Source organism: Streptomyces sp. NPDC043685 (assembly GCF_056436585.1).
The window spans coordinates 221,818-245,956 of record NZ_JBWKCH010000006.1; the positions used below are offsets into that span (position 1 = coordinate 221,818).

The 24,139-nt window shown below is 75.5% G+C and carries 14 protein-coding genes; all 14 read left to right on the forward strand.

Annotated features, from left to right (window positions below; genetic code table 11):
• The first annotated feature begins 72 nt into the window (after window positions 1-72).
• The 14 genes from AC0665_RS21110 to AC0665_RS21175 all read left to right on the forward strand — a co-directional run bounded on the left by AC0665_RS21110 (window position 73) and on the right by AC0665_RS21175 (window position 24,056).
• A complete protein-coding gene (locus AC0665_RS21110; protein WP_468404767.1) occupies window positions 73-282 on the forward strand; it encodes an MbtH family protein in 210 nt (69 codons plus the stop codon).
• A gap of 32 nt (window positions 283-314) precedes the next feature.
• Window positions 315-5,372, forward strand: coding sequence for an amino acid adenylation domain-containing protein (locus tag AC0665_RS21115; protein ID WP_478705558.1), 5,058 nt, complete (start codon window positions 315-317; stop codon window positions 5,370-5,372).
• Complete coding sequence (locus AC0665_RS21120) at window positions 5,369-11,845, forward strand: amino acid adenylation domain-containing protein (protein WP_478705559.1); 6,477 nt, start codon at window positions 5,369-5,371, stop codon at window positions 11,843-11,845. The genes AC0665_RS21115 and AC0665_RS21120 overlap by 4 nt, the downstream gene beginning before the upstream one ends.
• Before the next feature lie 13 nt (window positions 11,846-11,858).
• Window positions 11,859-12,839, forward strand: a complete 981-nt coding sequence (locus AC0665_RS21125) for an ornithine carbamoyltransferase (RefSeq protein WP_478705560.1) — start codon at window positions 11,859-11,861, stop codon at window positions 12,837-12,839.
• A complete protein-coding gene (locus tag AC0665_RS21130) occupies window positions 12,836-14,257 on the forward strand; it encodes an MFS transporter (protein WP_478705561.1) in 1,422 nt (473 codons plus the stop codon). Before AC0665_RS21125 ends, AC0665_RS21130 begins: the two co-directional genes overlap by 4 nt.
• A 162-nt stretch (window positions 14,258-14,419) precedes the next feature.
• Window positions 14,420-15,214 (forward strand): Tat pathway signal sequence domain protein, encoded by a 795-nt coding sequence (locus tag AC0665_RS21135; RefSeq protein WP_468402661.1) that lies wholly within the window; start codon window positions 14,420-14,422, stop codon window positions 15,212-15,214.
• Window positions 15,215-15,389: 175 nt separating this feature from the next.
• Window positions 15,390-16,592, forward strand: coding sequence for an inositol-3-phosphate synthase (locus AC0665_RS21140; protein WP_478705562.1), 1,203 nt, complete (start codon window positions 15,390-15,392; stop codon window positions 16,590-16,592).
• Window positions 16,589-18,016: an SCO3242 family prenyltransferase gene (locus AC0665_RS21145; protein WP_478705563.1), complete on the forward strand. Its 1,428-nt coding sequence runs from the start codon at window positions 16,589-16,591 to the stop codon at window positions 18,014-18,016. The genes AC0665_RS21140 and AC0665_RS21145 overlap by 4 nt, the downstream gene beginning before the upstream one ends.
• Window positions 18,013-19,074 carry a sugar phosphate isomerase/epimerase family protein gene (locus AC0665_RS21150; RefSeq protein WP_478705564.1) on the forward strand — a complete coding sequence of 354 codons (1,062 nt, stop codon included), beginning with the start codon at window positions 18,013-18,015 and terminating at the stop codon, window positions 19,072-19,074. The genes AC0665_RS21145 and AC0665_RS21150 overlap by 4 nt, the downstream gene beginning before the upstream one ends.
• Window positions 19,071-19,766 (forward strand): EboA domain-containing protein, encoded by a 696-nt coding sequence (locus AC0665_RS21155; protein WP_468402669.1) that lies wholly within the window; start codon window positions 19,071-19,073, stop codon window positions 19,764-19,766. The genes AC0665_RS21150 and AC0665_RS21155 overlap by 4 nt, the downstream gene beginning before the upstream one ends.
• 30 nt (window positions 19,767-19,796) lie before the next feature.
• Window positions 19,797-20,654: a TatD family hydrolase gene (locus tag AC0665_RS21160; protein ID WP_468402671.1), complete on the forward strand. Its 858-nt coding sequence runs from the start codon at window positions 19,797-19,799 to the stop codon at window positions 20,652-20,654.
• Window positions 20,655-20,663: 9 nt separating this feature from the next.
• Window positions 20,664-21,824 (forward strand): metabolite traffic protein EboE, encoded by a 1,161-nt coding sequence (eboE, locus tag AC0665_RS21165; RefSeq protein ID WP_478705565.1) that lies wholly within the window; start codon window positions 20,664-20,666, stop codon window positions 21,822-21,824.
• Window positions 21,821-23,209, forward strand: a complete 1,389-nt coding sequence (locus AC0665_RS21170) for an alkaline phosphatase family protein (RefSeq protein ID WP_478705566.1) — start codon at window positions 21,821-21,823, stop codon at window positions 23,207-23,209. The genes eboE and AC0665_RS21170 overlap by 4 nt, the downstream gene beginning before the upstream one ends.
• 31 nt (window positions 23,210-23,240) lie before the next feature.
• Window positions 23,241-24,056 carry a 4'-phosphopantetheinyl transferase family protein gene (locus AC0665_RS21175; protein ID WP_478510818.1) on the forward strand — a complete coding sequence of 272 codons (816 nt, stop codon included), beginning with the start codon at window positions 23,241-23,243 and terminating at the stop codon, window positions 24,054-24,056.
• The last annotated feature ends 83 nt before the right edge of the window (window positions 24,057-24,139 follow it).

Here is a 24,139-nt window from a genome sequence, read left to right on the forward strand (position 1 = left end):
ACGCCCGATAGCGCTGCGTTCAACCATGGGCCACACCTCACCGCGCAGAAGGGACACCCCATGGCTGAACACATGAGCGACGAAAGCGTGTACCGCGTCGTGCTCAACGACGAGGAGCAGTACTCGATCTGGTGGGCCGACCGCGCCCTGCCCGCCGGCTGGCACGCAGAGGGCACCGAGGGCAGCCGCGAGGAGTGCCTGGAGCGCATCAACACCCTGTGGACCGACATGCGCCCGCTGAGCCTGCGCCGCCGCATGGCCGAGGCCGGCGCCGGCAGCTGATCCGCACCGCCGATCCCGATGGAGGAGAGATCGTGAACGAGCCTGCGAAGTCGGGACGCGTCCCCGGCCATCTGCTGATACTCCCGCTGTTCCGTGCCCAGGCCGCCCGCACCCCGGCAGCGGCCGCCGTCGTCCGCGCCGACGGCACCACCGTCACCTATGCCGAACTGGCCGCGCTCGCCGACCGGTTCGCGGCCGGGCTGCGGTCGGCCGGGGTGCGCCCCGGCGACTTCGTCGGGGTGTGCCTGCGCCGAAGCCCTGAGCTGGTCGCCGCGTTCCTCGGCGTCTGGCTCGCGGGCGCCGCGTACGTGCCGCTGGACCCGCACCACCCGGCGGCCCGCCTGACGGCGGTCCTTGCGGACACCGGCGACCCGGTCGTCCTCGCCGAGCGGGCCACCGCGCGGAACCTGCCCGGCACCGTCCGCACGCTGACCGTCGAGGACATCCAGGGCATCACCGGCGCCGAGGGCGAACTGCACCACGAGGGAGTGCAGTTCGCGGTCGACGCCGACCAGCCCGCCTACGTCCTGCACACCTCCGGCTCCACCGGCCGCCCCAAGGGCGTGCTCGTGCCGCACGGCGGGATCGCCAACCGGGTGCGCTGGCTGGCGCACCGGCACCGTCTGGGCGCGGGCGACCGGATGCTGCTGAAGACGACCGTCGGCTTCGACGCCGCCGGCCTCGAACTGTTCTCCCCGCTCATCGCCGGCGGTGCCGTGGTGCTCGCCCCCGAGGGCGCCGAGCGCGACCCCGCCGCCCTGCTGCGGGCCGTCATCGACGGTGGCGTGACGATTCTGCAGGGCGTGCCGTCCGTCTACCGCCGCCTCGTCGAGGAGCCCGGCTGGGAACGCGCCGGCGCCCTGCGCCTGCTCTTCAGCGCCGGAGAGCCGCTCCACGCCGAGCTGTGCCGTGCCCTGCACGACCGGGTGCCCGGGGCGGAGATCTGGAACACCTACGGACCCACCGAGGCGTCCGTCGACATCACCGAGCACCGCTGGGACCCGGCGCAGGAGACCGGCGCCGTGCCGATCGGGCGGCCCATCGGCAACCTGCGCGTCCTCGTCCTGGACCAGGCCGGGCGCCCGGTCCCCGTGGGCGTCCCCGGCGAACTGCACGCGGGCGGAGTCGGTCTCGCCCTCGGTTACCTCGGCCGCCCCGACCAGAGCGCCGAGCGCTTCGTGCCCGACCCGCACCGGGAGGGCGCCCGCCTCTACCGCACCGGCGACCGGGCGCGCTGGCGGCCCGACGGCGTCCTGGAGTACCTCGGCCGCCTGGACCACCAGGTCAAGGTCAACGGTGTCCGGATCGAACCCGGCGAGATCGAGGCCGCGCTCGCCGCCCACCCCTGGGTGCGGGCCGCCGTCGCCGCCGCGGTGCCCGACGGCCGCGGCGGACACCGGCTGGTCGCCTGGGTGCAGTCACGCGGCGAGCCGCTCGGCCCGCAGGAGCTGCGCGCCTTCCTGCGCCACTCGCTGCCGGAGCCGCTGGTGCCGACCGCCTACGTACCGGTCACCGAGTTCCCGCTCACCCCCAACGGCAAGATCGACCGGTCCGCGCTGCCCGACCCGGCGGACGCCGCCGCCGAGACCGCGCACATCCCGGTCCGCACACCCGCCGAGCGGGTCGTCGCCGAGGAGTGGGCGCGGCTGACCGGCACCCCGGCCGCCGAGATCGGCGCCGACCACGACTTCTTCCAGCTCGGCGGGTCCTCGCTGATGCTCAACCGGCTCGCGGCCGGTCTGACCCGGGCGGCCGGACGGCACATCCCGGCCACCGCGCTGCTCACCGCCACCACCGTGGAGCAGCAGGCCGCGCTGCTCACCGCCGGCCGGGCGGCGGACGACACCACCGCACCCACGGCACAGCGCTCCGTGACCCCGGTCGTCCGCGACCCGCACGGTCTGCCGCTGTCGCCCGGCCAGCAGAGCATGTGGCTGCTGGACCGGCTGCGCCCCGGCAGCGCCGAGTGGAACGCGCCGGTTTTCCTGACCCTGCCCGCCGAGTACGACGACACGGTCGTACGCGGGGCGCTCAGCGCGCTCGCCGCCCGCCACGAGATCCTGCGCACCCGCTACCTGCTGCGCGGCACCGAGCCGGTGCAACTCGCCGACCTGCCCGCCGAGTGGGACGTCCGCTTTGCCCGCGCCGACACGGCGGACGAGCTGAACGCGCTGGTGGAGACCGAGTTCGCCCTCCCCTTCGACCTGGTGCGGGGGCCAGTGCGCCGGGCCCTCGCGGTGCGCGGCCGGGGCACCCTGACCCTGCTGCTGAGCATCCACCACATCGCCTGCGACGGCTGGACCTCCGTCGTGCTGGAGCGCGACCTCAAGGCGCTCGCCGAGGCCTTGCACACCGGCACCGACGCGCACCTGCCCGCCCTGCCCGTCCAGTACGCCGACCACGCCGTCCACCGGCGCGCCCGGCTGACCGACACCTTCCTCAGGTCCGAACTCGCCCACTGGAAGGACACCCTGGACGGCATCACGCCGGTCGACCTGCCCGCCGACCGGCCCCGCCCGGCCACCCGGGACGCGGCCGGCGCCGCGCACGTCTTCACCGTGCCGGCCCCGCTCGCCGAGCAGGTCGCCGCGCTCGGCCGCAGCCGCGGGGCCACCTTGCAGCAGACCCTGCTGACCGCGTTCGCCGCCCTGGTGGCCCGGTTCAGCGGCAGCTGGGACGTCCCGGTCGGGGTGCCGGTCGCCGGACGGCACGGCGACGAGGCCGCCGAGGTGGCGGGCTACTTCCTCAACACCCTGGTGCTGCGCTGCGACGCGCCCGCCGGTACCCCGTTCAGGGAGGCGCTGGTCCGGGTCCGCGACACCGCCCGTACGGCCTTCGCCCACCAGGAGCTGCCCTTCGACCGGCTGGTGACGGAGCTGGACGACACCCGCGACCCGGCCCGCACCCCCCTCTACCAGGTGATGTTCGACGTCCACGAGGAGGGCCGCACCGGCACCGCGGTCGACGCCGGTGACGTGGCCGCCTTCCGCGGCGCCTGGCGCACCGCCCGCACCGACCTGACCTTCGTGCTCCAGCGCCGCCCCGACGGTTCGCTGCTCGGCCTCGCCGAGTACGCCACCGCCCTGTTCGACGCGGCCACCGTCGAGCGGCTGGCCGACTGCTGGATCCGGCTGCTGGAGTCGGTCGCCGCCGACCCGGACCGCCCCCTGGCCGACATCGACCTGCTGCCCCCGCCGCTGCGTGCCGAGCTGCTTGGCCGCGGCCCGGGCCGGCCGGAGCCCGGCACGGTCACCGGACCCGAGCGCACCGTCGACGCGGCCATCGCCGCGGCGGCCCAGCGCGCGCCGCAGGACACCGCGGTCGTGTGCGGCGGCGAGAGGTGGACCTACGAGCGGCTGGACCGCCGGGCCGAGGCGTTCGCCGCCGGGCTGCGGGCCGCGGGCGCCGGCGAGGGCTCGGTGGTCGCCGTCCTGCTCGGCCGCACCCCCGACCTGGTCGCCGCGTTCCTCGGCGCCTGGCGGGCGGGCGCCGCGTATGTGCCGCTGGACCCGGCCGCCCCGGACGAGCGCACCGCGCACGTCCTGGCGGACGCGGCGGCGACGGTCCTGGTCACCGACGGCACCCACGCCGCCCGGCTCACGGGCCGCTTCGACGGCCGCGTACTGGACGTGAGCACGGTCGCGCAGACCGCCGGCACGGAGCCCGCGCGGCCCGTCCCGGCCGTCGCCGACGACCCCTCCCGCCTCGCCTACCTGATGTACACCTCGGGCTCCACCGGGCGGCCCAAGGGCGTCGCCGTCGAGCACGGCTCGCTGCTCACCATGCTGCGCGCCTCCCAGGCCCACCTGGACTTCGGCCAGGGCCCGGACGACGCCTGGCTGGCGCTGGCCCAGGTCACCTTCGACATCTCCTGCACCGAACTGTTCATGCCGCTGGTGGCCGGGGGCCGGGTGGTGCTCGCCCGGGAACAGGAGCAACGCGACCACGCGGCCCAGCTGCGGCTGATCGACGAACACGAGGTCAGCCACCTCCAGGTGGCCCCGACGCACTGGCAGCTGCTGCTCGACGCGGGGCTCGGCCGCCGTCCGATCGTCGGCCAGACCGGCGGCGAACCCTGCCCGCCCGCTCTGGCCCGCGAACTCTCGCGCCGTCTGATGCGGTTCATCAACGAGTACGGGCTGACCGAGACCACCATCGCCGCCACCCGCTGGGACGCCGACGACACCGCCGCCGGTGTGCCCGTCGGCCGCCCCTACCCGCACGTGACGGCGTACGTCCTCGACGACCGCCTCCAGCCCGTGCCGTACGGCGTCACCGGCGAACTGTGCGTCGGCGGCGACGGGCTCGCCCGCGGCTACCACGGCCGCCCCGGCCCGACCGCCGCCGCCTTCGTGCCCGACCCCTACGGCCTGGCCGGGGCCCGGCTGTACCGCACCGGCGACCGGGCCCGGATGCGGCCCGACGGCACCCTGGAGTTCGCGGGCCGCGCCGACGGCCAGGTCAAGATCCGCGGTCGCCGGGTGGAGACCGGCGAGGTGCAGGGCGTCCTCGTCGAGCACCCGGCCGTCGCCCAGGCCCATGTCACCGTGCACGGCTCCGGGCCCGAGGCCGCCCTGGTCGGCTACTGGACGCCCGCCTCGGACGCCGGGCCCGTCACCGACGGCGAACTGCTCGACCACTGCGCCCGCCGGCTGCCCGACTACATGCTGCCCGCCTTGCTCGTGGGCCTGGAACGGCTGCCGCTGACCCGGCACAACAAGGTCGACACCGCCGCCCTGCCCGTGCCCGACCTGGCCGCCGCACTCGCCGACGAGCCCTACAGCGCGCCCGAGGGACCGGTCGAGGAGGCCCTCGCCGCGATCTGGTCCGAGGTGCTGTTCGGCGACCCGGCCGCCCGGCCGGTCGGGGCCCGCCAGGGCTTCTTCCGCATCGGCGGCAACTCGGTCCGCGCGGCCCGGGTGATCGCCCGCGTCCAGGAGGAGTTCGACGTCGAGCTGCCGCTGAGCGCCGTCTTCGAGCGGCCCACCGTGCGGGGCCTCGCCACCGCCGTGGAAGAGGCCGTGCGCGCCGAGATCGAATCGCTCACCGAGGCCGAACTGGCCCTCGCCCACCGGGAGTACCAGCCGTGACCGCACCCACCGCACCGAACCGGGAAGAGCTGGCGGCCGACCTGCTGCGCCGCCGGCTGGCCGCCCGCGCCGGGGGCCGCCGCGCGGTCCCCGCCACAATCCCGCGCGCCGACCGCTCGCAGCCCCTCGTCCTGACCCCCGGACAGCGCAGCCTGTGGTTCCTGCACCAGCTCGACCCGGACAGCCCCGAATACCTGCTGCCGATGGTGTACCGGCTGCGCGGCGCCCTCGACACCGGTGCCCTGCGCCGCGCCTTCGACACGCTGGCCGCCCGCCACGAGATCCTGCGCACCCGGTACGTCCTCGACGGCACCGAACCCCGCCAGGTGATCGACCCGCCCGGCCCGGCGGACTTCGCCGTCGTCCAGGGCGGCGAGACAGACGGCGAGGCCGACGCCGACGCCGACGCCGACGGCCGCGCCGTCGCCTTCGCGGAGGAACAGGCCGCCCGGCCCATCGACCTCGCGGCCCGGCAGCCGCTGCGTGTACGGCTGCTGCGGCTCGCCGCGGACGACCACGTGCTGGTGGCGGTGGTGCACCACATCGCCTGCGACGCGATGACCCGGCCGCTGCTGCTGTCCGAGCTCTCGGCCCTGTACACGGCCGCCGTCGAGGGCCACGACCCGGCGGGCGCGCTGCCCGAGCCGACCCTCCAGTACGCCGACTACGCGGCGTGGCTCACGAGGCGGGACGGCTCACCGGCCGCTGCCGCCGACCTGGCCTGGTGGCGGGAGCGGCTGGCCGGACTGGCCCCGCTCGGGCTGCCCACCGACCGTCCCCGGCCCGCCGTCCGCGACGGCGGCGGCGCCATGACGCGCTTCGAGGTGCCCGCACCGGTCGCGGAGAGCCTGCGCGCACTCGCCCGGGACGAGGGCGCCACCGCCTTCATGGTCCTGCTCGGTGCCTGGCAGCTGCTGCTCGGCCGCTACGCCGGCACCACCGACGTGTGCGTCGGCACCGCCTCCTCCGGCCGTACCCGGCCCGAGCTGCGCCGGATGGCCGGCTACGCCTACAACACCCTGGCGCTGCGCGCCGCCTGGCGGCCCGGGACGCCCTTCCGCCGCTTCCTCGCCGACAGCCGCACGGCCGTGCTGGCCGCCTTCGACCACCAGGGCACCCCCTTCGACCGGATCGCCGACGAGGTGGAACCGGAGCGGGACCTGTCCACCACGCCCGTCTTCCAGGTCATGTTCGACCTCGTCTCCGGCGAGGGCGGTCCCGAGGGCCCCGAGCTGCCCGGCGTGAGCGTCGCGCCCGTACCGGCCGAGAGCCGCGTCTCCCGCTTCGACCTCACCCTGCACCTGACCGAACGGCCCGACGGCACCCTGCACGGCAGCCTGGAGTACGCCACCGCGCTCTTCGACGCGGCCACCGCCGAGCGGATCACCCGCCACTACCGGACCCTGCTCGCGGCGATCGCCCGGGCCCCCGGCACCCCGGTCGCCGACCTCGACGTCCTGGACGCCGCCGAGCGCGCCCTGCTCCTCGACGGCCCGGCCACCCCCGTGGGCACCGACCGCCCACTCGAACCCGGGGCCCTGCGCCCGGTCTTCGAGACGATCGCCGCGCAGATGGCGGCCACCCCGGACGCACCCGCGCTGCGGCACGCCGGCAGCACCGTCACCTACGCCGAACTCGACGCCCGAGCCGACCGGTTCGCCCGCCGCCTCACCGCACTGGGCGCCGGCCCCGAGGCCGTCGTCGCCGTCCTGCTGGACCGCGGCCCCGACCTGGTCGCCGCGCTGCTGGGCATCTGGCGGGCAGGCGCCGCCTACCTCCCGGTCGACCCGGCCCACCCGGACGACCGCGTCGCCCACATGCTGGCCGAGACCGCGACCGCCCTGGCCGTCACCGAGACCCGGTACACCGGCCGCCTCACCGGCGTGCGCACGGTCGTCGTCGACGACCCCGCCGAGCGGGCCGCGCTGGAGGCGGCCGACGCCGAGCTGCCCGCCGCCCACGACCTGGACCGGCTCGCCTACATCATCTACACCTCCGGCTCCACCGGGCGCCCCAAGGGCGTCCTGATCAGCCACCGCGGCCTCGCCAACTACCTGGGCTGGACGGTCCAGGCGTACGCGAGCGCGGGCACCGGGGGAGCGCCGCTGTTCTCCTCGATCGCCTTCGACCTGGGCGTGCCCGACCTGTACACGCCGCTGATGACCGGGCAGCCGGTGCACCTGCTGCCGCAGGACGTCGACACCGCCGACCTCGGCGCGCTGCTCGCGGCAGGCGGACCGTACGCCTTCATCAAGCTCACCCCCGGCCATCTCAACCTGCTGGTGGAGCAGTTGGGCCCGGACCAGGTGCGCCGACTGGCCGGACTCGTCATCGCCGCCGGTGACTCCTTCACCGCCCGGCTCGCCGAACGATGGGCGACGGCGGCGGGGGAGGGCGGCACCCGGCTGGCCGCCGAGTACGGGCCGACCGAGATCACCGTCGGCAACTCCGCCTATTTCCTCGACGGACCGGTCGCCACCGAGCTGGTCCCCATCGGCCGGGCCGTCCCGCACACCACGATGTACGTCCTGGACGACCGGCTGCGCCCGCTGCCCACCGGCGTCCCCGGCGAGGTGTGGATCGGCGGCACCGGACTGGCCCGCGGGTACGCCGGCCGCCCCGACCTGACCGCCGAGCGGTTCGTGCCCGACCCCTACGGCCCGCCCGGCAGCCGCCTCTACCGCTCCGGCGACCTGGCCCGGGTGCTGCCCGACGGCAACCTCGACTTCCTCGCCCGCGTCGACCACCAGGTCAAACTGCGCGGCTACCGCATCGAGTTGGGAGAGGTGGAAACCGCGCTCACCGCGCACCCGGCCGTCACCGAGGCCGTCGCGATCGTCCGCGAGGACACCCCCGGCGACAAGCAGCTCGTCGCCTACGTCGTACCGGCCCCCGGCGCCGGAGCCGACGAGCTCGGCCCCGCCGTCCTGCGCGCACACCTCGGCACGTCCCTGCCGCCGTACATGCTGCCCTCCGCCTACCTGACCCTGGACGCGCTGCCGCTGACCGGCAACGGCAAACTCGACCGGCGCGCCCTGCCCGCGCCCGGCCGCGCCGCCACGGCCGTCGGCGCGCACGTCGAGGCTCGCACCGACGCCGAGCGGGCCATGGCCGCCGTGTGGGCGCGGGTGCTCGGCCTCGACACCGTCGGGGTGCGCGACAACTTCTTCGACCTGGGCGGCGACTCGCTGCGCGCGGTCGCACTGGTCGGCGCGCTGCGCGCGGCCGGCTGGGAGACCAGCGTCCGGGACGTCTTCGAGCACCGGACCGTCGAACGCCTGGCAACGGCCGTCGCCCGCACCGGCGCCCCGGCCGCCGACGCGCCCCGGACCGTCGCCCGGTTCGCGCTGATCGACGCCGCCGACCGGGCGGAACTGCCCGCCGACGTCACCGACGCCTACCCCGTCTCACGTATCCAGGCCGGGATGCTCGTCGAGATGCACGGCGGCAGCGGCGAGAACCGCTACCACAACATCACCTCCTTCCGGATCCGCGACGAACTCCCCTTCGACCCGGCCGCGTTCCAGCGGGCCGCCGACCTGATCGCCGAGCGGCACGAGGTGATGCGCACCTCCTTCGCCCTGACCGGGTACTCCCAGCCGCTCCAGCTGGTGCACGCCGCCGCCCGCATGCCCGTCGTCCACGAGGACCTGCGCCACCTCCCCGAGGACGCCCGGCAGCAGGCGCTGTGGGACTTCGCCGACCGGGACCGGGCCGAGCTGTTCGACCTGACCCGGGCACCGCTGATGCGGATGGCCGTGCACCTCCTCGACGACGAGAGCTGGTGGCTGTCGATCACCGAGTGCCACCCCGTCATCGAGGGCTGGAGCTACCACTCCCAGCTGATGGAGATGCTCCGCGCCTACCGCGCCCTGCGCACCGGCGGCGAGCCCGCCCCCGCGCCGCCCGCGCCCGCCGTCCGCTACGCCGACTTCATCGCCGGGGAGCTGCGCGCCCTCGACGACCCGGCCGACCAGGAGTTCTGGCGCGGGATCGTCGAAGGACACGACAAGTTCACCGTGCCGCCCGGCTGGGCGGGCGACCCCGCGGGACCCGACGAGCGCTACCGCATCGACCTGCCGCTGACCGACCTGGAACCTGGCCTGCGCGCCCTGGCGACCGCCGCCGAGGTGCCGTACAAGAGCGTGCTGCACGCCGCGCACAGCAAGGTGCTGTCGCTGCTGACCCGCTCCGCCGCCTTCCGCGGCGGCATGGTCGCCGACGCCCGGCCCGAGGAGGCCGGCGCCGAGACCGTCTCCGGCATGTACCTCAACTCGGTGCCCTTCCCCTACGAGCGGACCGCCCGCACCTGGGGCGAACTGGCCCGGCAGGTCTTCGGGCACGAGGTCGCGCTGTGGCCGCACCGCCGCTACCCGATGCCCGCGATGCGTGTGCCCGGCGGCGAGGCCCATCTGATCGACGTGCTCTTCCACTACCTGGACTTCCACCAGGTCGACACCGAGCTGATCGACATCATGGCCAGCCGCGACGACAGCCCCAACGAGTTCCCGGTCGTCGTCGGCACCCCCGTGCGCGGTCACCTCTCCCTCGCCTCCCGCACCCGCACGCTCTCCCGGACCGCCGCCGACCGGCTGGCCGCGCTGTACCGCGCGGTGCTCACCGAGATGGCCCGCGCGGGCGCCGACGGAGACAGCACCGGCGCCTTCCCCGACCGTTACGAGAGCGCCCGCCTCAAGGCGCCCGCCCTGCCCCACCCCGAGACCCCGGCCGACGTCCTCGGCGCCTTCGAGGCTCAGGCCGCCCGCACCCCGGCGGCCACCGCCCTGCACGGAGAGGACTTCCGCCTCTCCTACGGCGAGCTCGACGCCCGCGCCAACCGGATCGCCCGCCGGCTGCTCGCCCTCGGCGCCGGCGCCGAGACCCGGGTGGCGGTGCTGCTCGACCGCGGCCCGGACCTGGTCGCCGCCCTGCTCGGCGTGTGGAAGGCGGGCGCCGTGCAGGTGCCCCTCGACCCGGGCGCACCGGACGCCCGGCTCGCCGGGACCGTGCCGCGGATCGCCGTCACCCAGCGCTCGTACCTCTTCCGGCTGCCCCTCGCCGAGGTGCTGCTCGCCGAGGACGCCGCCCACGAGGGCGACCGCTCACCACTCGGCCTGCGGCACGACGCGGACCGGCTCGCCTACGTCCTGCACACCTCCGGCTCCACCGGCACCCCCAAGGCCGTCGAGGTCTCCCACCGGGCCCTCGCGCACTACCTCGACTGGGCCGTGCGCCAGTACACCGAGGCCGGCCCCGGCGGGGCGCCCTGGTTCACCCCGGCCGGCTTCGACCTCGGGATGCCCGCGCTGTACGCGCCGCTGATGACCGGGCAGCCGGTACGGGTGCTGCCCCAGCGGTACGGCACGGAGGAGTTCGGGCCGCTGCTGCTGCGCGGCGCGCCGTACGCCTTCGTCGGCCTGACGCCGGGCCATCTGGCGCTGCTGGAACACCAGCTGACCGACCGGGAGCTGGCCGGGCTGGCCGGGCTCGCGGTCTGCGCCGGGGACGCCTACCCCACCGCGCAGGCCGAACGGGTCGCGGCCCGGATCCGCGCCGGCGGCGGGGGCATGGCCCTCGGCGCCGAGTACGGGCCCACCGAGGCCACCGTCGCCGCCACCTACGGCCCCGTACGCACCCGGTCCGCGCGGGCCCTGGTCCCGCTCGGCGCCGCACTGCCCGGCGTCCTGGTCCGCGTCCTCGACGCGGAGCTGCGGCCCGTGCCCGACGGCGTCACCGGCGAGGTGTTCCTCGGCGGCGACGGACTCGCCCGCGGCTACGGCGGCCGCCCCGACCTGACCGCGCTCGCCTTCCTGCCCGACCCGTACGGACTGCCCGGCAGCCGCCTCTACCGCAGCGGCGACCTGGCCCGGCGACTGCCGGGCGGGCACCTGGAGTTCGCGGGCCGTACCGACAGCCAGGTCAAGATCCGCGGCCACCGGGTGGAGCCCGGAGAGGCCGAGGCCGCCCTGACCGCCGACCCGGCCGTACGGGAAGCGCTGGTCACAGCGGTCCCGGCCGCCGACGGCGGGAAGCGGCTCGCCGCCTGGGTGGTGCCCGCCGAGGACCACACCGTCGAGGTCGCAGCGCTCCGGGACCGGCTCCACACCCTCCTGCCCCCCGCGCTCGTCCCGGCCACCGTCGAAGTGGTCGCCGCCCTGCCGCTCACCCCGCACGGCAAACGCGACCGGGCCGCCGTCGTGGCCCGCGAGGCGACCGGCGCGGGCGCGGCACCGTACACGGCACCGCGCACCGCCACCGAACGGCGGCTCGCCGCGGTCTGGGCCGAGGTGCTCGGCCTCGAACGGGTCGGCGTCGACGACGACTTCCGCGAACTGGGCGGCGACTCGCTGCTCGTGCCGCCGCTGCTGGTCGCCGCCCGCCGCGCGGGCCTCGCCCTCGACCTGACCACGGCCCTGCGCCACCACACCGTCGCGCGGCTCGCCGCCGCCCTGGACCACTCCGCAACCAGCTAGGAAAGGCTGAACCATGGAAGTCCCCCGGGACGTGCGCCGCGCGCGCCACCTCATCTCCGTCGACGACCTCACCGACCACGAACTGCACCGCGTCGTCGCCCGCGGCGCCGCGTTCTCCGCCGGCCTCGCCGACCCGGTCCGCCCGCTGGGGGGCCTGGTCACCGGCGTCTACTTCGCCAAGACCTCCACCCGCACCCGGACCGCCTTCTCCTCCGGCGCGCTGCGCCTGGGCGCCTGTCTCGTCTCCTACGGGCCCGGCGACCTCCAGCTCAACACCGGCGAGACCACCGAGGACACCGGCCGGGTGCTGTCCGGCATGCTCGACGTGCTGGTGGCCCGCACCGCCGGGCCGGAGGAGGAACTGCGCGGCTGGGCGAGCCAGCACCGGATGGCCGTCGTCAACGCCATGAGCGCCGAGGAACACCCCACCCAGGCGCTGACCGACCTGACCACCCTCGCGCGGCACTTCGGCCGCATCGAGGGCCTGCGCGTCCTGTACGCCGGCGAGGGCAACAACACCGCGGCGGCCCTCGCCCTGGCCCTCGGCCGCTACCCCGGTGTCCACCTCGACCTGCGCACCCCGCCCGGCTACGGCCTCACCTCGTCCGTCGCCGCCCGGGCCGCGGCCCACGCCGCCCGCAGCGGCGCCCGGATCACCGAACGGCACGACATGGCCGCCCTCGCGGGGGCGTACGACGTCATCTACACCACCCGCTGGCAGACCACCGGCACCAGCAAGCCGGACGCCGACTGGCGGGAGATCTTCGCGCCGTTCCAGGTCGGCCGGTGGCTGTGGGACGACTCGCCCCGCGCCGTCTTCATGCACGACCTTCCGGCCCATCGCGGCGAGGAGGTCACGGCTGACGTCCTGGACGGCCCGGCGAGCATCGCCTTCGCGCAGGCCACCAACAAGATGCACAGCGCCATGGCGGTCCTGGAGCACGCATGCGCCCCGCTGACGGCCCGCGTGCCCGAACACGCCGTCGCCCGATGAGCGGCACCACGGGCCGTCCGGCCACGGACCCCTCGGAAGTGCCGTGGCTGATGACACAGGAGACGCGCGAGCCGAGCGGAAGCGGGGTGGGTACGGTCACCGAGGCGTCCGGGCCGGCACCGGCCACCGCACCGGAGCCGGCGCCCGCCGGGTCCGCGCCCCACCCGCCGCTGCGCCGCAACCGGGACTTCACCTTGCTGTGGGGCGGCGCCGGACTGTCCCTGCTGGCCGGGCGGGCCACCGCCGTGGCGTACCCGCTGACCGTGCTGTGGGCCACCGGGTCGCCGGGGGACGCCGGACTGGTCGGCACCGCGCTGCTGCTGCCGATGCTGCTGATGCAGCTGCCGGGCGGGGTGCTCGTCGACCGCTACGACCGGCGGCGCATCATGATCGGCGCCGGGCTCGGCCAGGCGCTGATCGCGGTCGTGGTGACCGCGCTGCTGCTCAGCGGACGCACCTGGCTGTGGGCGCTGCTGATCGCCGCGTTCGCCGAGGGCGCCCTCGGCGTCCTGCACCAGCTCGCCGAACGGGCCGCCGTGCCGGCCGTCGTGCCGCGCGAACAGCTGCCCGCCGCGCTCACCGGCAACGAGGCCCGCACCCGCGGCGCCGCCATCGCCGGACAGCCGCTCGGCAGCGGACTCGTCGCGCTCGGCGCCTCGCTGCCCTACGCGGCCGCCGCCGTCAGCCAAGTGGCGTCCGTCATCTGCCTGTTCGGAGTGCGGGGCAAACTCCAGCAGCAGCGCACCGGACCGCCGGCCCGGCTCGGCACCGAGATCCGCGAGGGCCTGGTGTGGATGTGGCGCCAGCCCTTCCTGCGGGCCGTGATGACCGCCGTCGCGGTCACCAACATCCTCTTCCAGGGCCTCAACCTGGCCGTGATGGCGGGCATCCAGGATCGGCACGGCACCCCCTTCGAAGTCGGCCTGGTGCTCTCGCTCAGCGGCGCCGGCGGACTCGTCGGCGCGATCACCGGCGGCTGGTGGAACACCCGGTTCCCGCTGCGCACCCTGGTCCTGGGCGGACTGCTCGCCTGGACCGCCTTCATGGTCCCGGTGGCCGTCGCCCTGGACACCCCCGTGCTGCTCGGCGCCCTGTTCGCGGCGAGCGGCTACGTCGGCGGTGTCTTCAACGTCGCCGGCGGGGTGCTCCTCGTCAGGGCCGCGCCCGACCAGCTGCGCGGTCGCGCCAACTCCCTGGCCAACCTGGTGGGTTCGGGCGCCATGGCGGCCGGGCCGGTCGCCGCCGGCTTCCTCCTGGAGTCCATGGACGCCCTGCGCACCGCCCTCGTCCTCAGTGCCGTCATGGCGCTCACGGCGCTGGTGGCGCTGGCCTCGCCCGGCCTGCGCGCGGCGCCGTTCCCCGAGCCGGGGGACACCCCCGCCGGCGCCCCCGGGGACACCTCCCGCAAGCGTCCCTGAGACCTACCGGAAACCGGCTCTGACCTGCCAGTTTCCGGTATAGGTCGCCGATAGGGCCATACGCGAGAGTCATAGCACGCAAGCAATTGGGCCACCGGCCCACAGCCCCGCCCGAGACACCCGTGATTCCGCCCCTTCCGCCCCCGTGTAAGGAGAACGCGCATGACGCTCAACACCCTGGACCGCAGGAGTGCGTTGCGGGCCGCCCTCGGCGTCGCCGGAGCAGCCGCCACGGCGTCTCTCATCGGCGCCACGCCCGCCGAGGCCCACGGCCGCCATCACCGCCACCCCTCCCTGCCGGAGGTCCCGGGCATGGTCGGCGACCGCTGGGCGAACGAGTTCTGGTACCAGTACGACGAGATGTCGTACTACACCCCGTCCCAGGAGATGAAGGACGCGGTCTACGCCATCGTCGCGCCGTTCGGCGGCTTCACCAAGACCTACGACGCCTGGGTCGAGACCCGCAAGAGCGGCCGCTACCCGCGCAGCTACATGGAGCTGATCAGGCCGAACAAGGCCGCCTTCGAGGTCATCTCGCGCGAACAGATCAAGGTCTACGACCAGTTCTACGGCCGCGACCCGCGCGGACTGCTGTTCGCCTTCCAGGAGTACGGCCAGGGCACGCTGTTCGACCCGCGCCGCCCGGACGGCCAGAAGGTCCACATGATGAACTACACGCCGCCGTCGCCCACCCACGCGTACCACCGCTGGCACCCGTTCCTGGCCGGCTTCGCGCTCCTCGGCATCAAGCCGCACTACTGGACCCACATCAACCGGCTCGTCGGCGTGGCCTGGGAACTGCAGTCGCTGGCCCAGCCGATCACGGACCGCAACGACAACCCGCACCTGCCCAAGCGCACCGTCCGCCGCGTCACCGCCAAGTGGATGTGCCGCGACCGCGCCGAGCTGGACAAGGCCTTCGACGTCTTTCCCTTCCCGGCCGACCTCGGCAAGTAGCGGCAAGCGGCGGCAGGCACCGACACCACCGGGCAGGGGCGCCCTCCGCGGCGCCCCCACCGGCCCCCGCCGCCCAGGCTCAGCCCCGTCGCAACCCGGCTCGGCACCGTCCCGACCCGGCTCGGCCCGTCTCGACCCAGCTCAGGCCCGTCCCAGCGCAGGAGGCACGCTCACCATGCAGGACACTGCCCGCTCCCTCGGATCCTCTCCCCGCATCGGCGTCTGGCTGGTCGGCGCCCGAGGCTCGGTCGCGACCACCGCCGTCGCCGGCGTGGCCGCCATCGCAGCGGGCCTCGCCTCCGCCACCGGATGCGTCACCGAGTCCCCCGACTTCGCCGGCGCCGGCCTGCCGGACCTCGCCGACCTCGTCTTCGGCGGCCACGACGTCGTCGACGTGCCGCTGACGGTGAGGGCGGGCGAACTGGCCCACGCGGGCGTCCTGCCCGCGCCCCTCGTGGCCGCGGTGCGCCCGGCCCTGGAGGCCGCCGACGCCGCGATCCGCGACGGCTCGCCGCTGCCCGACGAGCCCCAGTACACCACCGCGCGCCGCCTCGCGGCCGACATCGACGACTTCCGCACACGGCGCGGCCTGGAGCAGGTCGTCGTCGTCAACGTCTCCTCCACCGAACCGCTGCCCGAGCCCCACCCCGCCTTCCTCGACCTCGCCGACCTCGACAAGGCCCTCGCCGCGAGCACGGACCTGCTGCCGCCGAGCGCGCTGTACGCCTACGCCGCCTTCCACGCCGGCTGCGCCTACGTGAACTTCACCCCCTCCGCCGGTGCCGGGCTGCCCGCCCTGGAGGAACTCGCCCGGCTGCGCGGCGTACCGCACGCGGGCCGTGACGGCAAGACCGGTGAGACGCTGGTCAAGAGCGCCCTGGCGCCGATGTTCACGCAGCGCGCGCTGCGGCTGCGCTCCTGGTCCGGCACCAACCTGCTCGGCGGCGGCGACGGCGCCACCCTCGCCGACCCGGCCGCCGCGCGCAGCAAGACCGAGTCCAAGCAGCGCGCCCTGGAGGAGACCGTCGGACACGCCGTCGAAGGCGTCGTGCACATCGACAACGTGCCGGAGCTGGGGGAGTGGAAGACCGCCTGGGACCACATCACCTTCGAGGGGTTCCTCGGCGTGCGCATGACCCTCCAGTTCACCTGGCAGGGCTGCGACTCGGCGCTCGCGGCGCCGCTCGTCCTCGACCTGGTCCGGCTCGCCGCGCTGGCCCGCCGCCGCGGGGAGAGCGGGGCGCTGCCCGCGCTCGGCTTCTTCTTCAAGGACCCGGCGGCCTCCGCGGAGCACAACCTGACCCTGCAGTACGGAGCCCTGACCGCGTGGGCGGCCACCTCCGCCGAGCCCGCGCGCCGGTCCGAGGTGGCGCGATGACCACCGCGACCGCAGCGCCGCCCGCCGCCGGTGGCTCCGGCGCCTCGGCACCCCCGCGGCCGGGCCCCCGCCGCCGTACCCTGCGTGAACTGACCCGCGGCGCCCGTGACACGCTCACGGCGTGCCGCGCGGCCGCCCGGGCGGCGTCGACGGCGTTCCGGACGGCGCGGGGGACCGACACCACCCCCTCCGTTTCCCCCCGCCCCCGGTACGACACCGGGTACCGGCCCCGTTCCGTCGCGGTCCGGCAGCACGCCACCGCGGTCGCCGAGCTGGTACGGGCGCCCGCCGCGCTCACCGTCCCCGGCGACGTACTGGCCGGTGCGCTCGGCGCCGGCCGCCCGGCGGGCGGGCGGACCCTGCTCCTCGCCGCCTCCTCCGTCAGCCTGTACTGGGCCGGCATGGCTCTCAACGACTGGGCCGACCGCGAGGAGGACGCCCGCGAACGCCCCGAACGCCCGGTGCCGTCCGGGCGGATCAGCGCGGGGGCTGCCCTGGGCATCGCCGGCGGGCTCACCGCCACCGGCCTCGCCCTGGGCGCGCTCGCCGGCGGCCGCCGCGTCCTGCTGCGGCGGACCCTGCCGCTCGCGGCGACCGTGTGGGCGTACGACCTGGGCCTGAAGCACACCCCGCTGGGACCCGTCGCGATGGCGGCGGCCCGTGCCCTCGACGTGCTGCACGGCACCGGCCCCTCACCGGCCGGTCCCGCGCTGCACGCCGCGGCCACGGTCGGCGCCCACACCTGGGCGCTGACCCGACTCAGCCGCCACGAGGTGAACGGCACGGCGGGCCGCGAGCCCCTGCTGTCCCTGGCGGTGACGGCGGCGGTGACCCTGGCGGCGACGGCCGGCACCTCATATGCCTCCGGGCGGGGGCGCCCTGACCCGGCGTCCGCCGCGACGAGGCAGGCGCCGGACGGCCCACCGGCCACCGCGTCCGCCGTGCCGCGTCACCTCGCCGACTTCACCGCGCGGTCGGCCCCCGGCGTCGCGCCGGACGGCTCACCGGTCGCCCTGTCCGCCGTGGGGCGTCACCTCGCCGACTTCGCCACCCGGTCGGGCCCCGGCATCGCGCCGGACGGCCCACCGGCCCCCCTGTCCGCCGTGGGGCGTCACCTCGCCGGTTTCACCGCGCGGTCGGCCCCCGGTGTCGGCGGCGACGTGCCGCGGCTGCCCGGCCGGTCCCTCGCCGTGACCGTCCTGACCTCCGCCGTCTACGCGGTCACCTGCGCCCGCGCCCAGTGGGCGGCCCTGCGTGACCCGGACGCCGCGCGGACCCGGGCCGCGGTCGGCGCCGGCATCCACGCGCTGCTGCCCCTCCAGGCCGCCCTCGTCTCCCGCACCGGCTCTCCCGGGCTCGCCGCCCTGCTCGCCGCGGTCCTCCCGCAGACAGCCCGCCTCGCCAGGAAGGTGTCCCCGACATGACAGCCCACCAGGGCCCCCGCCCCGGCACGCACCCGGCTGTCACCGGGGGCAGCCCGGCAGCGACCGAAACCCACCCGGGCGTGGCACCCGGCACCGGCCCGGCAGCGACCGAAACCGTCCCCCAGGAGGAGGCACACCCCGCGCCGACGGAGCGCCTCCGCTTCGCCTACGGCACCAACGGCTTCGCCGACCACCGGCTCACCGACGCCCTCGAGGTCCTCGCCGACCTCGGGTACGACGGGGTCTCGCTCACCCTCGACCACCAGCACCTCGATCCGTACGCGCCCGGCCTGGCGGCCCGTGTCCGGGACGCGGGGCGGGCGATCGGGCGGGCCGGGCTGGCCGTGGTCGTGGAGACCGGGGCGCGCTATCTGCTCGACCCGATGCGCAAGCACCGGCCGACGCTGCTGAGCGCCGAGCCCGAAGGACGGGCCGCCCGGCAGGAGCTGCTGCGGCGCGCGATCGTCATCGGGGCCGAACTGGGCGCCGAGGCCGTGCACTTCTGGAGCGGCACACCCGACCCCGGCACCACCCGCGAGGAGGCGTGGCGGCGGCTGGAGGAGGGCTGCGCGACGGCCCTCACCGACGCCGAGCGGGCCGGGGTCCGGCTCGCGTTCGAGCCGGAGCCGGGCATGCTCGTCGCCGACCTGGCGGGGTACCGCAGGCTGTGGCGGGCGCTGGGCGCACCGGACCGGCTCGGGCTGACCCTGGACATCGGACACTGCCGGTGCCTGGAACCGTACCCGGAGCCTAGGTGCGTCGAGCTGGCCGCCGAGTCGCTGGCCCACGTGCAGATCGAGGACATGCGGCGGGGCGTGCACGAGCACCTGCCGTTCGGCGCGGGGGAGATCGACTTCCCGCCGGTCCTCGACGCGCTGCGCGCGGCCCGCTACCGCGGCCTGGTCTCCGTGGAGCTGCCCCGGCACAGCCACGCCGCGACCGCGACGGCCCGCCACAGCATCGAGTTCCTGCGCGCCGCGGCGGCCCGTACCGCCGTACCCGCGCCCCGCACCCCGCGTGCGCCCGCACACCTCTCGAAGGAGGTCACACCGACATGACCGCACCCACACTGACGCAGGCGCCCGGGGCCGTCCACGACGCCCTGACCGTGCGCACGCTGAGGGAGTCCCTCCTCTCCGTCCTCTCCCCGGACCAGCGGAACCGTTTCGCCCGGGACACCGCCGCCGTCGCCGAACAGGGCGCCGCCGCCCTGGACACCCGCTTCCCCGCCGCCGGCCGGTACTACGGCCGCGGCCCGCTGCCCGGCTGGGCCGGATGGAGCGTGGAGGACGGCATCCGTACCGTCCTGCTGCTGCGGCTCCCGGCGCAGGGCGGCGACCCGGCCGCGGAGGCCGCGGCCCGCTACCACGGCGGCGACGCCGCCGAGCGCCGGGGCGTCCTGCACGCCCTGCCCTTCCTGCGCATCGGCGCCGCCGGCCTGACGCTCACCGACGACGCACTGCGCACCAACGACACCCGGCTGATCTCGGCCGCGCTCGGCCCGTACGCGCGCGCCCACCTGGACCAGTACCGCTGGCGCCAGGCGGTACTGAAGTGCCTGTTCACCGGTATCCCGCTGCACAGGGTCGCCGGGCTGCACGAACGCCGTGACGCCGAACTCGCCCGCATGGCACAGGGGTTCGCCGAGGAACGGCGGGCCGCGGGCCGGACCGTACCGGCCGACCTGTGGCTCGTCGCCACGCAGGAAGCCGCGGACGTCACCGCGGACCGCGCCCCGTACGACGCCTGACCCCACCCACCCCGAGCGGAAGCCACGGCCATGCGCATCTTCGATCCCCACATCCACATGACGTCCCGTACGACGGACGACTACAAGGCGATGCACGCCGCGGGCGTCCGGGCCCTGGTGGAGCCCGCGTTCTGGCTCGGCCAGCCCCGCACCCACCCGGCGAGCTTCACCGACTACTTCGACTCGCTGCTGGGCTGGGAGCCCTACCGGGCCGCCCAGTTCGGCATCCGCCACTACTGCACGATCGGCCTGAACCCCAAGGAGGCCAACGACCCGCGCTGCCTGCCGGTCCTGGACCTGCTGCCGCGCTACCTGGCCAAGGACGGTGTGGTCGCGGTCGGCGAGATCGGCTACGACACCGTCACCGACGCCGAGGAATTCGCCTTCGCCCGGCAGCTGGAACTCGCCGCGGAGCACGGCCTGCCCGCCCTGGTGCACACCCCGCACCGCGACAAGGCGGGCGGTACCGGGCGTTCCCTGGACGTGATCCGCGCCTCCGGCATCGACCCGGCCATGGTCGTCCTGGACCACCTCAACGAGATCACCGTCGGCGAGGTCGCCGACAGCGGCTGCTGGATGGGTTTCTCCATCTACCCCGACACCAAGATGACCGCCGAGCGCATGGTCGCCGTCCTGAAACGGTTCGGCACCGAGCGCGTGCTCGTCAACTCGGCCGCCGACTGGGGCCACAGCGACCCGCTGCTGACCCGCGCCACCGCCGAGGCGATGCTCGCCGCCGGCTTCGACGAGGACGACGTGGACCGGGTCCTGTGGCGCAACCCCGTCGGCTTCTACGGGCAGTCGGGCCGCCTCGACCTCGACGGCTACAACGAGACCCAGGCCGCCGGCCTGTTCGCGGGCAACTCCATCGCCCGCGGCGGGAGCTGAGGCCCCCTCATGCGCTTTCGACACCCTGACGGCAGCACCGTCCACCTGGCGTACTGCACCAACGTGCACCCCGCCGAGACCCTCGACGGCATCGTCGGCCAGCTCGCCGCGTACGCCGAACCGGTGCGCGTCGCCGCCGGCGCCCGGCTGATCGGCCTCGGCCTGTGGCTGCCCGCCGAGACGGCCGGCGCGCTGGCCGCCGACCCGGCCGGCGTGGCCCGGCTGCGCCGCGAGCTGAGCACCCGCGGCCTGGAGACGGTCACCCTCAACGGCTTTCCCTACCGGGGCTTCCACGCTCCCGTCGTCAAACGGGCCGTGTACTACCCGGACTGGTCGGAACCGGCCCGTCTGGAGTACACGCTGAACCTGGCCCGGGTGCTCGCCGGACTGCTGCCCGAGGGCACCTCACGCGGCTCGATCTCCACCCTGCCGCTGGCCTGGCGCACCGTGTGGACCTCGGCACAGCGCACCACAGCGGCCCGGCAACTGGACGCGCTCGCGGAGGGGCTCAAGCAGGTCGCCGCCGACACCGGCAAGACCATACGGGTCGGCATCGAACCCGAGCCCGGCTGCGTGGCGGAGACCACCGAGCAGGCCGTCGACGTGCTGGCCGGTACCGACCCGCAGTGGATCGGCGTCTGCCTCGACGCCTGCCACCTCGCCGTCGCCCACGAGGAACCGGCCGCCGCGCTGGCCCGGCTGCGCGAGGCGGGCGTCCCGGTGGTCAAACTCCAGGCGTCCACCGCGCTGGAGGTCCCCGACCCCGCCCAGGACTCCGTGCGCGAGGTGCTCGCACCCTTCGCGGAGCGGCGGTTCCTGCACCAGACCAGGGAGGCGGGCCCCGGCGGGGCGCTGCTGGCCTGCGACGACCTCGGGGGCGCGCTCGCCGGCGCGCTGCCGGGCCGGGCGCCCTGGCGCATCCACTACCACGTGCCCCTGCACCAGGAGCCACCGCCGCCGCTGGCCGGCACCCGCGAGGTGCTGCGCGCGACCCTGCGGACGCTGTTCGCGGGGGAGCGGGCGGTCACCGACCACGTCGAGGTGGAGACCTACACCTGGTCCGTGCTGCCCGGCCACCACGACGACGACCTCGTGACCGGCCTGGCCGCGGAGATGACCTGGATGCGCGACGAGTTGACGGCCCTGGGTCTCACGCAGGTGACGTCGTGACCGGCGAGAGGGCGGGCCGGCGGGTCGCCGTCCTGTGCACGGTCGGCCTGACCCGGCGGCTGCTCGACGAGATGCCCCATGTGCGCGCGATCGGCGAACAGGGCTTCACCGCCCGCCTGGACACGGTTTTCCCGGCCGTCACCGCGACCGTGCAGGCCACCCTGACCACGGGGTCGCTGCCACGCGAGCACGGGGCGGTGGCCAACGGCTGGTACCACCGCGACCAGGGCGAGGTCATGATGTGGCGCCAGCACAACGGGCTGGTGCACGGCGAGAAGGTGTGGCAGGCGGCCCGCCGCCGCGACCCGGAGCACTCCACCGCCTACCTGTGCTGGTGGTGGGCGATGGGCGCCGACGTCGACACCGTCCTCACCCCCCGCCCCGTCTACCACCACGACGGCCGCAAGTCCCCGGACTGCTACACCGTCCCCGCGTCTCTGCGCGACGAACTCACCGTCGCGCAGGGCGACTTCCCGCTCTTCCAGTACTGGGGCCCGACCGCGTCGATCGCTTCCACCCGCTGGATCGCCGGCGCCGCCCGGTACGTCGTCGACCGCCGCCGCCCCGACCTCACCTTCGTCTACGTCCCGCACCTCGACTACGACCTCCAGCGCTACGGCCCGGACAGCCCGCAGGCCGTCCGCGCCGCCCGGGAGACCGACGCCGCCCTCGCCCCGCTCCTCGCCGACCTGCGGGAGCGCGGCACGACGGTGGTAGCGCTGAGCGAGTACGGCATCAGCGCGGTGAGCCGGCCCGTCGACATCAACCGCGCCCTGCGCCGCGAGGGACTGCTCTCGGTGTCCACCCAGCGGGGCATGGAGTACCTCGACCCGCACACCTCGCGGGCGTTCGCCGTCGCCGACCACCAGGCCGCGCACGTCTACGTGGCCGACCCCACCGACGTCCCGAGGGTGCGGGACGTGCTGAAGGCGCTGGACGGTGTCGACGAGATCTGGGACCGCGCCCAGCAGGCCGACCACGGCATCGACCACCCCAACTCCGGTGAGCTGGTGGCGGTCTCGGAACCGGACGCCTGGTTCACCTACTACTACTGGCTCGACGACGCCCGCGCACCCGACTTCGCGCGCGGCGTCGACATCCACCGCAAGCCGGGCTACGACCCCGCCGAGCTCTTCTTCGACCCGTCGATCCCGGCGGTGAAGGCGAAGGCGGCACTGACCGTGCTGCGGAAGAAGGCCGGGATGCGCGCACCGCTGACCGTGGTGCCGCTCGATCCCGGCCTGGTCAGGGGCAGCCACGGACGGCTGCCCTCCGACGACCGGGAGGGGCCGCTGCTGCTGTGCTCCGACCCGGTCCAGGAACGGGACCGCTACCACGCCACCGAGGTGAAGGAACTCCTCCTGCGCCTCAACGGACTGGCCTGAGACCGGCCGTGACGAGAAGAGAGGAGGAGAGATGGCATCACTATCGGCCCCGGCCGCAGCGCACATCGATCACGCGGCGGACATCAGCGACGTGTACGTGCCGGAGACGGCACGCACGGTGGTGGCCCGGCTGGGGGAGAACGGCGCGGCACACGTGTGGTGGTGGCCGCTGAACGAGGCCGTGGACCCCGTCGACTTCGCGCTGCTGGACGAGGCGGAACGGGCCCGTGCCCGCCGCTTCCACGCGGCGCGGGACGCGGCGGCCTTCACGACCACCCGGGCCGGCGCACGCCGGGCCGTGGCACAACTGCTGGGCGTGGCTCCGCAGTCCGTCCGCTTCGGCCGGCGCATCTGCCCCGGCTGCGGTGACGCCGAACACGGTCCGCCCGCGGTCGTCCGGCCGCCCGTCCCGCTCGCGGTCAGCCTGTCCCGCACCACCGGCTGCGGTGTGCTGGCGGTCCGGGCGGGCGACTGGGTGGGCGTCGACGTGGAGGCGTACCGCGCGGTGGAGTCCGCGGCACTGGCGGAGCTCGTCCTGACGCCGGACGAACGCGAACAGCTCCTGTCCTTCGCGGAGGGCCCGGAGCGCACCAGAACCTTCCACCGGGCCTGGACCCGGAAGGAGGCGGTCGTCAAGGCGGTCGGCCTGGGCCTGATGGGCATGCCGCTGAACACCCTGGAGGTCGACCCCTCCGCGGACGGCCCGCTGACCGTGCGCCACGTGCACCGCGAGCGCACCACGACCTGGCACGTCGAGGACCTGCACCTGCCGGGCCCCTGGTCGGCGTCCCTGGCCCGCCCGTCCGCCGGCCCGCTGGGCCCCGTCCACGTCCATCCGCCCGCCTGACCCCCGTACCGGCCCCGTCGGTACGGTCCGCCCCGGGGAGCGTCCCCCGGCTCCCGGGGCACCACGGTTCCCGGCCCCCGGCC

What these genes read in the sequence shown, in the direction of transcription:
- AC0665_RS21150 (WP_478705564.1), top strand. Translation starts at nt 18,013, where the DNA reads ATGACAGCCCACCAGGGCCCCCGCCCCGGCACGCACCCGGCTGTCACC.
- AC0665_RS21175 (WP_478510818.1), top strand. Translation starts at nt 23,241, where the DNA reads ATGGCATCACTATCGGCCCCGGCCGCAGCGCACATCGATCACGCGGCG.
- AC0665_RS21130 (WP_478705561.1), top strand. Translation starts at nt 12,836, where the DNA reads ATGAGCGGCACCACGGGCCGTCCGGCCACGGACCCCTCGGAAGTGCCG.
- AC0665_RS21135 (WP_468402661.1), top strand. Translation starts at nt 14,420, where the DNA reads ATGACGCTCAACACCCTGGACCGCAGGAGTGCGTTGCGGGCCGCCCTC.
- eboE (WP_478705565.1), top strand. Translation starts at nt 20,664, where the DNA reads ATGCGCTTTCGACACCCTGACGGCAGCACCGTCCACCTGGCGTACTGC.
- AC0665_RS21155 (WP_468402669.1), top strand. Translation starts at nt 19,071, where the DNA reads ATGACCGCACCCACACTGACGCAGGCGCCCGGGGCCGTCCACGACGCC.
- AC0665_RS21125 (WP_478705560.1), top strand. Translation starts at nt 11,859, where the DNA reads ATGGAAGTCCCCCGGGACGTGCGCCGCGCGCGCCACCTCATCTCCGTC.
- AC0665_RS21140 (WP_478705562.1), top strand. Translation starts at nt 15,390, where the DNA reads ATGCAGGACACTGCCCGCTCCCTCGGATCCTCTCCCCGCATCGGCGTC.
- AC0665_RS21110 (WP_468404767.1), top strand. Translation starts at nt 73, where the DNA reads ATGAGCGACGAAAGCGTGTACCGCGTCGTGCTCAACGACGAGGAGCAG.
- AC0665_RS21145 (WP_478705563.1), top strand. Translation starts at nt 16,589, where the DNA reads ATGACCACCGCGACCGCAGCGCCGCCCGCCGCCGGTGGCTCCGGCGCC.
- AC0665_RS21160 (WP_468402671.1), top strand. Translation starts at nt 19,797, where the DNA reads ATGCGCATCTTCGATCCCCACATCCACATGACGTCCCGTACGACGGAC.